Here is a 13,127-nt window from a genome sequence, read left to right as displayed (position 1 = left end):
TTTAAAATGACTAGCATATATCACATTCTTGACCGTGTTCCTGCTATTTATAAGCAGGACATGGAAATAGAGTATGAGCATTTGGCTATGCAATTAATTAAGTCCGGTAAATTACGGATAGATACCGATGATTGCTGCAATTTTGCAAGGTTTACCGAACCTGCTCTTAATATAAGCTTAATGGTTAGTCAAGAAGAGCTAACAAGCCCGCATTTAATCCCTGAAACTACCAAGCTTTTTCAAAATTTATACAGAAATTCCGCTTCAGATCAAAAAATAAAATCAATTTTCGATAATTTAAAAAAGCAAATACAAAAGCTACAGCCGGTTAAGAAAGAAGTAACCGAAATGCTAGCACGTATTTTTGTTCAGTCGGCTCATCCGATCGTAATAAGGTGGCTTCTTCTTAATAAGACGGAAGTATTTCTTACCTACTCACATAATATCGGCGATATGATGGATATGGTTAGCTGGCAACGAGTAGGCGGTAATAGCGGTATGCAAAGCACTAACGGCAAGGACGTAGCTATTTTTGTTTCATGCGGCGGTAATCCTTTTGCTGAAAACAATAAAGATCATCCGACTTACGGCAACGGCTTTGCTGCGGCAGCAAGACTTCAGATTATCGCAGCCCAAGAGCTTGGGCATTTTGCCGATATAAAAAGAGATGATAAAGGCAGGCAAATAACTCGCCATTCGGCTAATTTTTCCGGTACTAAAGCTACCGATAAAGTACGAATTGCTAGAAAAAATGACATAATACATTGTCATAATTTGCTGAGTAAGCTCCTTAAAGCAGGTATGCAAAAGCAATTAGATTATGAAACGAAACTTAAATTTTATAATGCAAATAAAGTTAGCGGCTTAAAAGTTTATGCTATAAAATTCATGATTTTTATATATAAATTTCGGCTTTTAAATTATAGCAGTAGGAATAATCTAATATTTGTAAGAAAATTTAAAACCGATGAATATATGGCATTAATGATTTATGCTATGTTTAAAGATATGCAAGCTAATTTATCACCGGCAGCTGACGTGTATAAAAATAAAAACCCTGAAATTGAAGAAGCGATAGCCTGCATTGAAGCCTTAGCAAGAGTACCGCAACAAGCCGTAAAATGGGGATATTTAACTACCAAAGAAACTATGCATGACCTTTATAAAATATATTATAACGAGGTTATACCTTCTTTAATTACTAGCTATAATGCTGTCACCGGTGAAAATTATCAACGTGATTTTAAAAAGCCAAAAAGTAATTTCTTTTCTAAAATCAATATCTTTAGTAACAAAAAGTTAGTACTAAAACCGGTTAGGGAATTATGAGTATACTGATGTGAAATGAAGAATGGTAGACGAAGATTAACTTCAAAAAGAGCAAGGAATTCACAAGGCGATGAGGTATTGCTGCGTAAATTACAGTTATACGTTGCAAGTAGCTCAATATTCTTATGAGCGGTAAGTAAACTTGCACCTACATTATAGCCGACTTTCGGTGTGCTGCTACTTGTAGTGTTCTCAAAGTAATTATCTGCCCAAATAAATCTAACTTTCACCTTAGGTTGCTTATTGCTAAAGCTATTTTCTACGGAAGCATGTAGTCCCGGTACTATTTGAGTATCGTTTGATAATCTCTTAGGAGCGGTTAATTTTATGCCTGCAATCCCTTTAGTTAAGTTACCGGACTTACCAGCGACATACATATTATTCACACCTGTACCATTATCTTTATATGATACCGATATTAGGCATTAAATTTATACCGTCCATGGCAGAGAATTGATAACCGACATTACCCTCAAAACCATAAGCTTTGCTTGTATATTTACTGCTAGCCATTTTATAGCTATTAAGTCCGACCGATCTTAAGTCCTTTTTGTTGATTTTACTGTTACTTGCTGAAAATATTTCTTGTAATATAAGGCCATTACTAAATTGTGGTTGACCGTATAGAGCAATAATATCGCTTTCTGCCGATAATTTGTCACCAGTGCTTGAACCTTTAAACTTAAAGTCAGAGTTCATACGGCTATATGCGATACCGACAAGACTATTTTCCCCGATGTAAAGCTCACCGCCGATCGTGCCCCGCCGGATACCGCGTACCTTTATAGCTAGGATTACCTTTATATACATCTTGATTACTTGAACCGAAAGTACCGGCAACCCATAATCCTTTTTTAGTAATTATAGGGTTTGCTTCATCACCTGCTGCAACGGCTATCATAGTACCACCTGATAAGTGATTATTAATATTAGTAGTTACTGCTTTAGCTGTAACATTTGCTACACTAACCGATCTTGTTCCTTGCTCGGTTAAATGCTCTACTACTTTTTTTGTATTATCAGGTGCAACTTGAGCTAAGTTTGCTACGAATAATAAGGATTGTTCTTGTTTTGTTTTACTCACTACAACAGTATCATCATTAGCTACTTCTTTAAGCTCAGCTTTATTATTTACTAATTACTTAGCAAGCTCTACAGCGTGTTTTTCAGGATTTTGCATAACAAGTGCAGATTTTTCTCTAATCACTTCTTTTTGTGCTTCCGCTACAAAAGTATTTTCCATATGGACAACGATAGTATTATTGATTGCCTCAGCTAATTTTTGCGACTCAGTTTTTTAACATATTCCTCTGCTACTCTTATTTCGTTAGCTTGACGTTGCTAACTCCGCTTGCAGTCTTTGCGCTTCTATTCTTCTATTATTTTTTTCAACCACTGCTCTTTCGTTAGCCTCTTGTTGTGCTAATCTTTCATTTTCATTTCTTCTTTCTTCTTGCTGTTGCTGAGCTTGCAGTCTTTTGCTGTTCAGCTCTTTCGTTAACGCTGAGCTTGTGCTTGTTGCTGTGCTTGTGCATCTGCCGGTACTACTAAACCGGCTAGGTTAGCTTGTGTCTCTGCATCAACTTGATCTTGTCTAGCTTGAACCAATTCTAGATCTATATTATCAATTGGTTATTGTATCTACGGAGCGTTACGAATATCAAATAAAGCTTGCTGTGCTCGGATTTTGTTCCCCTATACGGCTCCTGCACGTGCAGCATTTAATCGTTGTTGTGCATCTGCTAATTGTTGCGGATTCTCGGCTTGTATTCGTGCTAGTCGCATTCTGTGCTTGCCTTAACCTTAAGTTTTCTCTGTCTACTTGTTGCTGAACCCTCACCGGAGCCGCTACCATATCTTGCTGTAGTCGTGCTTATCTCTGTCCTAACGTATCTACTGTTTCTCTTGCTACTATTACGTTTCCTACTATCGCTGTTTCCGCTCTTGCTTGAGCATGTGCCGGTTGTGCCGCTGCTTGCACTCCTACTTGTTGTACTTGTAATCCTTGCAGTAAAGCAACGGTTCCGGTAGCTGCAGTATAAGTATATCCATATTACTCATCCTCAAAATTGATAGGGCGGCTCTACATCATTCGCCGTGTGAGCCCTATTAATATTAATCACAATATTTGTACCGAATGCCGTAGGGAGATTTTGAAAAACTATACCGCTTTCTCCTAAAGCATTTATAGTAATATTGCCTTCAAGTACTACATCGCCGGTAAGAATTACGTTACGTCTAAGATCGAATGTCGAACCGTTAATGTTAGCATTACCGTTAATTGTAATGTCCTGCGTGCGAATATTATAAGTCCCCGAATCAAAATTAGTTTGTCTAGAATGAATATCATTATGCAATTTGTGTTCATGATTACCTTCAAACGTCACTTTAGAAACTTGTTTGGTTTGTGAGCCGATTTCATAAATATCAGGAGTCTTTACGAAAGTTACCTCTCCTCTCATAGTTTTAGTAGTAGTAATATTACCGGTAACATCTTTCTCTTTGTCTAGCTTGTCCATCTCGCTGCAGTACTGCAACTTGTCTTCTCTTTGTGCATTTGTTAAGTCCAGCTGTGCTACAAATTAACCCTTACCTTCCCAAAACTTATAAAGTCTAAATTCCCTGTATTTATTACACCACCGTTGCGATGTTTCATATCAACTTTTTCTTTAAATACAAGCTCAATAGACTCAACGGCACTAATATCATTACCGGTAATGGTTAGCTCAGAACCTGTTCCATTACCGCTTGTAAGCTTTAACTTTGCTTTTGCATTATTATTGGCTCCATATGCAAGAGGTGCTCCTAAAGCATTTTGAACTACCCTTTGAGTTTGCGGATTTTCAACGTTAGTTATATTGTTAATACTAACTCTTGTAGTTGGATTGCCTTCAATAACAGTAAATACCCCATTAAAACCATAAATATTAATATCATTAATATTAATCTTTTGGGTAAAATTAACCCTATGGTTATTTTCTATGATAATAATATTGTCATTATCTTGCGGAAGATAATGGTTGTGATTATATCTCCAATCATTCATCGTACCTGTACCTATATTAGAAGATGGATTTCCCGCCGGAATAATATCCGCTGCGAAGCCTTCTATGCTTGCAAGTAGCCCGATACTACTTACTGGTTGCTAGTAAAAGTTTATTAAAAAAAGTTTTTTTCTTATTAGTCATAATTTCCCCTATAACTTATTGCTTTTAATGATTTTACCACTTAACTTATCGGTCATTATAAACTATTTATTTACGACACACAATAATTAATTAATAAGTTTACTATTAGTTAATATTTATTAATTATTTACGATGGCGTGATTTCCTTGCAATGACGTCAAAATAACATCCTATTCATCATCTATATTAGAAAGCTCATCTTGTAATTCTTGAGAAAATACATCCTCATCATCGTTAGAATCATTCGATTTCTTAAGAGAGTGTTTGAAATTATTTAGGTCTTTATTTTCAAATATTTCAATAGATTTTAAAGTCTCGTTTGGAATTATAACTATAATATTTTTACTTAATTCATCTAAATAATCAGTGGTAACGGAAACTTTCAGTACTCCTCCATATTTGCTCTGTTTGCTACTTACTACAAAATCTTTTAAAGATTTACTTTTAAAATAGTTTTCAGAAGTAAAGATCATTGTTATAAAAAATAGTACTAACGAGATAGTAGTACCTACGGCAAATCCTGCTAATAGCCCTAAAAATCTGTCAATAAAACCGTTTCTCATAAATGAAATTATAGCAAGAAATTTATAAACTATAAAAACACATAAAATTAAAGCAATAACATAAGATATAACACCGACAATAATTATTCTTATAACCTCATTATCCATATATTTCCCGATTAGGTCAGAAATATATGGATATAAAAAATATCCTAACATTATAGAAGTAATAAAACCGAGTATTCTAGTTGCAAACCCGATTATGCCTTGATATAAGCCGAAAAATGAGAAAAGAGTAATAATAGCAAAAATAGTAATATCAAAAAATGTGATCATTATTGTTAACTTCTATTGAATAATTGGATTTAAAGCTTATATATTATATAATTAAAAAGTTTTATTTATGGGCGATAAAATTTTTCATAACTTATCCGGTAAAACACTAGTTGCTACACCGCATGTAATTACAAAAGGCATTTACCATAAATCCTTAATTTATATGTTATCACACACGGAAGAAGGAGCAATAGGATTAATATTTAACCGCTTAGTAAATCATATAGATTTAAAATCGTTTTTTAAAATAAAAAATGACAAAATAACAACCCCGGTTATGGTTCCTATATATCTTGGCGGACCCATAGAACATGAAAAAGGGTTTTTTCTTCATTCTAGCGATTATAATAAAAATTTATTATTGGATTTCCATAATGATTTAGCAGTAAGCTCTAATTTAGAAATTTCAGAAGATATAGCTTTCGGTAAAGGACCTAAAAATAGCTTATTCATTGTCGGTTATACAGCATGGAAACCAGGGCAGCTTGAAGAAGAATTAGAGAAAAACCTATGGCTGGTTATGGATTGTAATAAAGAATTTATTTTTGCCGATAATCCTGAAAGTAAATGGCATAATGCATTAAAACACTTAGGCATTGATGAAATACATTTCTCATCACAAATAGGAAATGCTTAGAGATTATCTGTTAACCATTTTTCGGTAAGCCTAAGTAATAATGCTTTAAAAATTTTCCCTGACTGCTAATTAAATACACAAAATTAGAATGTTGTAATTCATATTTGTTTGTTTTTACATCAAATATTTTGGATGTATAGAAGAAGACCTTAAATTGATCTGCCAATTGTTCAATATCTTGGACTCTCCCCGTTAAACCTATAAAATTATCATCTATTTTTTCTAAATATTTTTTTAATACCTCACTTGTATCATGCTCAGAATCTAGAGTAATAAAAACTACTTGTACTAAAATATTCTCTTTCTTCAAAATCTTAATAATATCTTCTACTCTTTTTAGTACTTGATTGTCATATAAGGAATAGGTAGTACCAAAATAAATCAAACTTAAATGACCTTGCAAATGGGTACTATCAAATTTCTTTCCTTCTTGATCTATAAGAGTAAACTTAATTTTAGGCGAATCGTCCATATTACTAGTTTTCGCACCAATCTTAAGCTTGGACGGAGTTAATGAAGAATACAATAAAAATATTATGCTCGTAATCATAGCTAGAGCTATAAAAATTTTTATAATATACATTTGGTTTTTATTATTTCTCATAACCTAAGTAATTATCAATATTTATTTATAATAAAACTTATTCTTATAATATATGAAATAAAAATCATCTTTCACTATATTAAATATCGTAATATCTAAATTGTGATATTTTTAGTTAAAATTAATTTATTTATTAACTAAATTGAAATTTTTTGAGTTAATCTTAAAGTTAAGATTATTAAATAAAACAACAACTAAGAAACGGATTAATTATGTACAATTATACCGCTTATGTAAAACGTTTAAATGATAAATTTAAAAAACAAGAACATACGAAAATAGTAGATAGTACTATTTCTGAAGACCATTTATTTCAAATACTAAATGACAACAACAATGCAACTCAACCGATACAAACACTCCTAAATCAAAATTCGTTTGAAATAACAAATAATATTGAACACAATAAAGCAGAAAATATGAGGGATATAATGATGTTGAAAAAAGAAGAAATAAAGGAAGCAGAAATGGAAAATTTTATATCCGATATGTTAAAAGATAAAAATTTTATCGACTTAATTAATAAAAATAGTGAGAAATATGAATCTATTATTGATAGGAGTAATAAAGCTATAATTATATTAGGGCAAGAGCAAGAAGATTTAAATCTCATAGCTAATTTTCTTAAAGACGGTGAATTAATATTAGAAAGTAATGAGTATGGAGATTGGGACTTCTCAAAAAAAAGTCTAACAGCAAGTTCAAATACTTTAGATAGTTTTTATATAAAAAACGAAAAATATTTAACATATAACAGTTCTTATTTGGATGCTGCTAATTCATCCTCTGAATTTACTATTGACAAATTTTTCCTACAAAAAATTCTCTAAGTACGACTCCTACTAAATTTATATTAGCAATAAAAAATATTGAAACCAAAAACTCTAACTCTTCCCTTGTCAAAGCCAATCTAGAAAAACTTGTCGGTATATTTGAACAATTTACTAAATTATTGAGATATATTGATATAAATGAAGGTAATTTATCTATAGTAGTGACCGATAGCCCAAGCAAGCAATAATCATACTCGTATATCTAAAATTATTGATGACATTATAAAACTCGGTAATTTTAGCGATGAACACAAGAGTATCATTAATAAAATAAAAGATTCTATTTATTACCTCAAGCTAGCGAGCAAGCAAAAGACTATACAAATCTATTAAATATTAGAGATGATAATTATATCATTCTAGATGAATATAATAAAATAACAATCGACGGCGAAAATTTAACATATATTTTAAATTCTATAAATGTAATTAATAAAGAAGTACCAATTAGTATCAATGAGCTTAAAACATATATAGAAAAAAATGGGAACAAAATATAGAAAATAATTTAAGTTTTGAAGATGTTTTGCCTAAAACAGACAAATTGAAACAATTAATAGATATAGTAAATTATTATAAACAGTTAGAAGACAATGCCAAAACTATAGGAAATTTCTTAGAAACCGTTAAAAAATTAAATCAGCTTTTAGAAACACCGAAATCAGAAAATAAATTAGAGAATCTTCTAAATTACCTTAAATATTTATCTAACATCAAATTTTCCGAAAAAGAAAATTTGGTTACACTTAATTCTGCAAAATGGTTTAACGATTTATTTAGTAACCTCGGGGCATATAATATAAAAGAAAAGTTATTAGAATCATTTAAGCATACAATATGCAAAGATAAAGATTCATTTTATAAAAAATTAAATGAAACTATTGAAAAATTTTATGAAGATATCAAAAATAACGATGTTTTAGACTTAAAAGCAATCAATAATATATATACTTAAAAAACTTTTTACAGCATATTAACAATTCTAGCACTGATGTTGAAAATTTAGATAATATTAAATTATTTTTAACAAAGAGCTTTAAGAATTTTAATAATATATTAGGTATAACTATAAATAATAGCATTAGTAATTTAGAAAAACTAATAGACTCAGTCAGCAAACAAGAAGCTAAATCTCTTTGGAGGTATATTACCGCCTCTAAATCTATTACAGAAATATCTCAAAATCTCGATAAAGTAATATATGATAAGCTTTTACATCAGCCTGTATTACCTGATCAAGCGCTACCTATTTATAATTTATTAGAAAAATTACTAAAAGAAACTCATAAATCTATTAATGATTGTTATAAAAATTGTTATAAAAACGAAAACTTATATAAAAACATCAGTTAGCAGAAATTTATTGTCAACAAGCACAAATCTGTACACCTAATGGCTCAACAAAACTATCTAAAGACTCAATAGGATTGTATGAAAACGCTGCTAACCTTGGTTCTGAAGAGGCAAATATAAAACTTGGGAAGATTGAATTTAAGAGCGGAAATTATGTAAAAGCTTTAGAATATTTTAAAAATACTACTCATATATCTTATGCAAAAGAAGCTTTTAATAAATTATTACATCTCAAAGAATCAGAACTAAAAAAGAAAATACAGCAAAAGAATCCGCAAGATATAGCTAAATTAGCATCAGAAATAATTGAATTATATTCAAGCCAAGGTGATTTTTATAACCAATATAATCTAGATATATCAGAAAAAAGTCTGCAAGATTCACTAAAAGTATTTTGTCTTAATACGAAAGCTCTCATAGAAGAACAAGGAAGACCTCTAAACCTTATGGAATATTATATGATTTGTCTAAAGAGTTAACATCAATAATTTCTTCACCGTGTAGTCAACTTAAACTTATACAAAAAACTGAAAAATATAAAAATTTAGCAGAAAAATTTAAAGAAGAAAAACTAGAAACTGATTATACGAATATTACGACAAGCTGGTCACATGATTCATACTTTAAAGAACCTTTACTTAAGTTTGATGATGTAAACCTTAATTCTTCATTTGACCATCATTATTATGATAATAATGAAGATTCTAGCAATATGTTAGGTGCTTGTTATAATTCCTCAGAGTATCCCTCAATGAGAAAAATTTAATATCTCTTAATACAATTTTTATAGACAAGCAGAAATGTGGTGCTAGTATAAAAATAGCTATATTTAACGATGAATTAGATTATGACAAATAATCAATTTTCCAAAGATACCAAAAAAATTGCTGATCAAATAAAAGATGCATTAATGGGTATTAGTGACAATCTTGTACTTGAAAGTAAAGAGGTAGAGGAAATTTTTGAAGAATTAAGCCAAAATGAAGAATTTGAGTATGAGATGGAACGAATGCTTGCTATCTTAAATGAACAAACTATGGATTTAACTCAACTGCAAAGTCGGATTATCTTATTAATCCGTAAGTATTTAGGTAAAACTAAAAACTTAAAGCTTAAAATGCTTAAAATGGATGAGAAGCTCATTAACAAGAATGTTGCCGAAGTCAGTAATTATTTAATGCATCAGCATTCTAAAATAGTTAGAGATGCTAATAAAAACCTTGCAAACCCAAAAGACAAATTACAAGGTTTAACCAAACAAGCTAGAATAGACTTAAAACGTTTATTAAAAAGCTTTGCCGTTTACCAAATTTATATGTTTATGAACCCAAAAAGAATAGCAGGCGAAACGAAGCTAATGAACTTCGCCTATAATATGATCAGAGGGGGCATGAAACTCGCTCAAAAATATGAAGGCGGCAAGGCAAAAGACATTAAATCATATTCACCTAGACTTATTAAAAAACTTGAAAAAGCTCATGCCGGCTTTAAAAAAAGTGGCGGTATATCAATTTAACTACTGTATCTTTTTATAAAGAGCTTATACTAAACTAACATTAAGATTATGGATAGGTATCAAGCTTTCAACTTAAATTATGCATGTAAACTTAATATTTCGGAACTAATAACTTGGGTACATCTTGGCTGCAGTACTCAAGAAAAACACCACGCTCAACCTGTAAAAATTAACATAAAACTCTTTCTCTCAATTCCTCCCCTTGCTACTGTAACGGATAATATAAACGATACTGTTTGTTATGCAGAAATCGTACGGCTAGTACAAAAACTTTCTCAAGAAAATCACTTTAATCTTATCGAGTATTTAGCCGTACAAATATATGATATTATTTATCAAAATTTTATCGAATCTAAATTAGAAAAGATTTTTCTAAACGTAACCGTTACTAAATTAAAATCACCGGTTTCAGGAGTGCATGGCGGAGTTTCTTTTTCTTATTCAGGAAAGGAGACACTATGATTTATATTTCTATAGGCAGTAATTTAGGTAATAGACTTGTAAATATTAAAAAAGCTCTAAATTTACTCAAAAGTTGTGATTTTACCACCTAATGCAGATAAAGCTTGGGATAAATCATATTTAAATATGGTGGTGCAGGGCAAAAGTACTTTAACGCCTAGTAAACTTCTAATTGAGTTTAAAAAGATTGAAAACAACTAGGGCGAGCAAGCTTTTACGATAAATGGTTTCCAAGAGTTATTGACTTAGATATCCTACTTTGGAATAATTGCCATATAGATTTACCTGATTTAAAGATACCGCATCCTGAATTATTAAACAGACCGTTTCTTATTCATCTAATTGCAGGTTTAAGCTTTGGAATGTCGTTATTCATGTCCGATCAATAATTTTACAACAATAAAACTTTTGCAGAAATAGCACATTTAATTGAAAATCAAGGAGTTATACGCTCTCTTGTTTTAAATCCTCAATTTGTCGGTATTTTAAACATTACTCCTGATTCTTTTTCTGATGGAGGATTGAGTTTTCATAAAGAAGATGCCGTTAGAAATTTTGTATGCTTGATAAATGAAGGGGCTACAATAATTGAACTTGGATCACAATCAACACGTCCTTCTGCTTTAATTATTAATGAAGATAAAGAATATGCAAGGCTTGATAATATTCTTGAAGAGCTTAAGGAAGTTATAGTCAGTATTGATAGTTTTACTCCTGAAGTAATTAAACGTGTTTAAAAAAAATACCCTATTTCCTGTATCAACTTGGTTAAAAATAATCTAGATGATTATTACACTACGATTAATTGCCGATTATAATTGTAAAATTATTACTATGCATTCATTAACCATTCCACCGCAAAAACAAAAATGTCTTGATTTCGATAAATCTCCGCTTGCTAGCTTAAATATATGGACAGAGCAAAAAATAACAAAATTAGAAAAATGTGAATTTGATAAAAAAATATCATTCTTGATCCTGGAATTGGTTTTGGAAAATCCGTTTATCAAAATTTATATATATTACAACATATTAAAGAATTTAAAAAAATATGTTGTAATATATATAAATTCTAGGATGTGAGATATTGGTAGGACACTCACGAAAATCTTATATTTCTGCTTTTTATAATTCCAAAGCACCGGAAAGAGACTTAGAAACAATAGCAATATCAAAATATTTAATGGAAAACGTAGTTGATTATGTACGAGTGCATAATGTTTATAGAGCATCAAAGATTTTTTGTAGCAGACCATATGATTAAATATGTATAGTTAAATGCATTGATCTTATATACTAAGGAGTTTGAATATTTTTATCAGACGGTAAAAAATAATATTATAAGTCATGGGACGAAAAACCTTTCACTCTATACCTGCAAAGATTTTAAAAAATTGTATTTGTATTGTTTTTTCAAGAAATACACCACCATTACAATCTTATAATAATATATTTTTTATTAAATCTTTAGATGACTTTAGGTAATAAAACCTTTTACTGATAAGAAAATTTTTATGGTTGGAGGGGCAGAAATAGCGACTCTTTTCCTAGAGCAAAATCTTATTGATGAATTTTTACCTACAAAAATAAATAAAAATTATGATGGAGATACTTTTTTACCTCTTAATCTTTTAGCAGAATGGCATTCTGTAATAATAGATAAAACAAACAATTATCAGATTTATAAAATTACTAAGAGGTTATCAGTAAATAAATTTTAATTAGTAATTAAAATTTATTTACTGATAACCTCTAAAAGGAGGTAAGATGCAATTTTTAGAACAGCTTAATATAAAAATCTTGAGCAATATAACCTTTTAAATCATCCATTTTATCAATTATGTAGAATATGGGAAAACTTACTCATTCTACTTTACAAATTTACGCAAAAGAATATTATCATCACGTTACAGCTTTCCCACGTTATATAAGTGCAATACATTCCAAATGTAGTGATATACAAGCTAGACAAATATTACTTGGTAATCTTATAGAAGAAGAACAAGGTGAAGAAAATCACCCGGAACTATGGAAACGTTTTGCTGAAGGACTTGGATATTTAAGAAAACCAACTCACTTCAGAACCTAAATTAGACTCAACTCAAAAACTTGTTCAAGGTTATTTGAAATTAACAGAGAAATCTTTTTCTATAGGTCTTGGAGCACTTTATGCTTATGAGCGTCAGACTCCTAAAGTATTTGACTCTAAAATTCAAGGGTTACAAAAATTTTATGGAATTTCAGATTACAGAACTTTACAATATTGTTCATAGTAAAGTTGATCAATGGTGTATACACAAGAATGTGCAAATTTAATTAATAATTTAAGCTCAGACGGTATAAATGCAACGTATCAATAATTTAAC

General features: G+C 30.4%; 15 protein-coding genes and 5 pseudogenes. 15 read left to right on the top strand and 5 right to left on the bottom strand.

What is annotated here, in order from left to right:
* Positions 1–6 precede the first annotated feature (6 nt).
* Entirely contained in the window at positions 7–1,329 is a 1,323-nt protein-coding gene (locus RMA_RS00300; RefSeq protein WP_014365140.1) for a DUF2748 family protein, read from the top strand.
* A gap of 47 nt (positions 1,330–1,376) precedes the next feature.
* On the opposite strand, the pseudogene RMA_RS10400 reads toward RMA_RS00300, so the two are convergent.
* From RMA_RS10400 to RMA_RS00275, 4 genes and pseudogenes are all read right to left on the bottom strand, one after another.
* Positions 1,377–2,139 (bottom strand): annotated as a pseudogene (locus tag RMA_RS10400) (autotransporter outer membrane beta-barrel domain-containing protein); the annotation flags it as partial.
* Positions 2,075–2,413: a hypothetical protein gene (locus RMA_RS10395; RefSeq protein ID WP_238375493.1), complete on the bottom strand. Its 339-nt coding sequence runs from the start codon at positions 2,411–2,413 to the stop codon at positions 2,075–2,077. The pseudogene RMA_RS10400 and the gene RMA_RS10395, both read right to left, overlap by 65 nt.
* A gap of 899 nt (positions 2,414–3,312) precedes the next feature.
* Positions 3,313–4,312, bottom strand: a pseudogene (locus RMA_RS07805) (hypothetical protein).
* 375 nt (positions 4,313–4,687) lie between these two features.
* Positions 4,688–5,356 carry a CvpA family protein gene (locus RMA_RS00275; RefSeq protein ID WP_014408071.1) on the bottom strand — a complete coding sequence of 223 codons (669 nt, stop codon included), beginning with the start codon at positions 5,354–5,356 and terminating at the stop codon, positions 4,688–4,690.
* Positions 5,357–5,423: 67 nt separating this feature from the next.
* Between RMA_RS00275 and RMA_RS00270 the strand changes: the two genes are divergently transcribed.
* Positions 5,424–5,993: a YqgE/AlgH family protein gene (locus tag RMA_RS00270; RefSeq protein ID WP_012152354.1), complete on the top strand. Its 570-nt coding sequence runs from the start codon at positions 5,424–5,426 to the stop codon at positions 5,991–5,993.
* 10 nt (positions 5,994–6,003) lie between these two features.
* On the opposite strand, the gene RMA_RS00265 is transcribed toward RMA_RS00270, so the two are convergent.
* Positions 6,004–6,597, bottom strand: a complete 594-nt coding sequence (locus RMA_RS00265) for an SCO family protein (RefSeq protein ID WP_012152353.1) — start codon at positions 6,595–6,597, stop codon at positions 6,004–6,006.
* A 212-nt stretch (positions 6,598–6,809) separates the two neighbouring features.
* Here RMA_RS00265 and RMA_RS09690 point away from each other — a divergent pair, with 212 nt between their 5' ends.
* From RMA_RS09690 to RMA_RS07775, 13 genes and pseudogenes are all read left to right on the top strand, one after another.
* Positions 6,810–7,427, top strand: coding sequence for a hypothetical protein (locus RMA_RS09690; RefSeq protein WP_238375492.1), 618 nt, complete (start codon positions 6,810–6,812; stop codon positions 7,425–7,427).
* 529 nt (positions 7,428–7,956) lie between these two features.
* A pseudogene (locus RMA_RS12175) lies at positions 7,957–8,214 on the top strand (hypothetical protein); the annotation flags it as partial.
* A 643-nt stretch (positions 8,215–8,857) separates the two neighbouring features.
* Positions 8,858–9,262, top strand: a complete 405-nt coding sequence (locus RMA_RS10385; protein WP_238375490.1) for a hypothetical protein — start codon at positions 8,858–8,860, stop codon at positions 9,260–9,262.
* On the top strand, positions 9,247–9,549 hold the full coding sequence (locus RMA_RS00245) for a hypothetical protein (RefSeq protein WP_041404460.1): 303 nt from the start codon (positions 9,247–9,249) through the stop codon (positions 9,547–9,549). Before RMA_RS10385 ends, RMA_RS00245 begins: the two co-directional genes overlap by 16 nt.
* Positions 9,550–9,630: 81 nt before the next feature.
* Positions 9,631–10,299 (top strand): DUF5394 family protein, encoded by a 669-nt coding sequence (locus RMA_RS00240; RefSeq protein ID WP_041404459.1) that lies wholly within the window; start codon positions 9,631–9,633, stop codon positions 10,297–10,299.
* Positions 10,300–10,347: 48 nt separating this feature from the next.
* Positions 10,348–10,761: a dihydroneopterin aldolase gene (locus RMA_RS00235; RefSeq protein WP_041404458.1), complete on the top strand. Its 414-nt coding sequence runs from the start codon at positions 10,348–10,350 to the stop codon at positions 10,759–10,761.
* A gap of 239 nt (positions 10,762–11,000) precedes the next feature.
* Positions 11,001–11,150, top strand: a complete 150-nt coding sequence (locus tag RMA_RS10380) for a hypothetical protein (RefSeq protein ID WP_337998667.1) — start codon at positions 11,001–11,003, stop codon at positions 11,148–11,150.
* A 132-nt stretch (positions 11,151–11,282) separates the two neighbouring features.
* A complete protein-coding gene (locus tag RMA_RS10375) occupies positions 11,283–11,498 on the top strand; it encodes a dihydropteroate synthase (protein ID WP_041404457.1) in 216 nt (71 codons plus the stop codon).
* Positions 11,499–11,726: 228 nt separating this feature from the next.
* Complete coding sequence (locus tag RMA_RS11605) at positions 11,727–11,837, top strand: dihydropteroate synthase (protein WP_337998666.1); 111 nt, start codon at positions 11,727–11,729, stop codon at positions 11,835–11,837.
* A gap of 11 nt (positions 11,838–11,848) precedes the next feature.
* Positions 11,849–12,025, top strand: a complete 177-nt coding sequence (locus RMA_RS09090; protein WP_274377916.1) for a hypothetical protein — start codon at positions 11,849–11,851, stop codon at positions 12,023–12,025.
* A 28-nt stretch (positions 12,026–12,053) separates the two neighbouring features.
* A pseudogene (locus RMA_RS10370) lies at positions 12,054–12,482 on the top strand (dihydrofolate reductase); the annotation flags it as partial.
* A gap of 128 nt (positions 12,483–12,610) precedes the next feature.
* Entirely contained in the window at positions 12,611–12,850 is a 240-nt protein-coding gene (locus RMA_RS07780) for an iron-containing redox enzyme family protein (RefSeq protein WP_081427843.1), read from the top strand.
* Between the two features lie 34 nt (positions 12,851–12,884).
* Positions 12,885–13,121: pseudogene (locus tag RMA_RS07775) on the top strand (pyrroloquinoline quinone biosynthesis protein PqqC).
* The last annotated feature ends 6 nt before the right edge of the window (positions 13,122–13,127 follow it).

It is taken from the genome of Rickettsia massiliae MTU5 (genome assembly GCF_000016625.1).
In the GTDB taxonomy this organism is placed as follows: Bacteria; Pseudomonadota; Alphaproteobacteria; order Rickettsiales; family Rickettsiaceae; genus Rickettsia; species Rickettsia rickettsii.
This window is presented reverse-complemented; position numbering and strand designations above follow the sequence as displayed.

What these genes read in the sequence shown, in the direction of transcription:
- RMA_RS00300 (WP_014365140.1), top strand. Translation starts at nt 7, where the DNA reads ATGACTAGCATATATCACATTCTTGACCGTGTTCCTGCTATTTATAAG.
- RMA_RS00275 (WP_014408071.1), bottom strand. Translation starts at nt 5,356, where the DNA reads ATGATCACATTTTTTGATATTACTATTTTTGCTATTATTACTCTTTTC.
- RMA_RS00270 (WP_012152354.1), top strand. Translation starts at nt 5,424, where the DNA reads ATGGGCGATAAAATTTTTCATAACTTATCCGGTAAAACACTAGTTGCT.
- RMA_RS00265 (WP_012152353.1), bottom strand. Translation starts at nt 6,597, where the DNA reads ATGAGAAATAATAAAAACCAAATGTATATTATAAAAATTTTTATAGCT.
- RMA_RS09690 (WP_238375492.1), top strand. Translation starts at nt 6,810, where the DNA reads ATGTACAATTATACCGCTTATGTAAAACGTTTAAATGATAAATTTAAA.
- RMA_RS00240 (WP_041404459.1), top strand. Translation starts at nt 9,631, where the DNA reads ATGACAAATAATCAATTTTCCAAAGATACCAAAAAAATTGCTGATCAA.
- RMA_RS00235 (WP_041404458.1), top strand. Translation starts at nt 10,348, where the DNA reads ATGGATAGGTATCAAGCTTTCAACTTAAATTATGCATGTAAACTTAAT.
- RMA_RS07780 (WP_081427843.1), top strand. Translation starts at nt 12,611, where the DNA reads ATGGGAAAACTTACTCATTCTACTTTACAAATTTACGCAAAAGAATAT.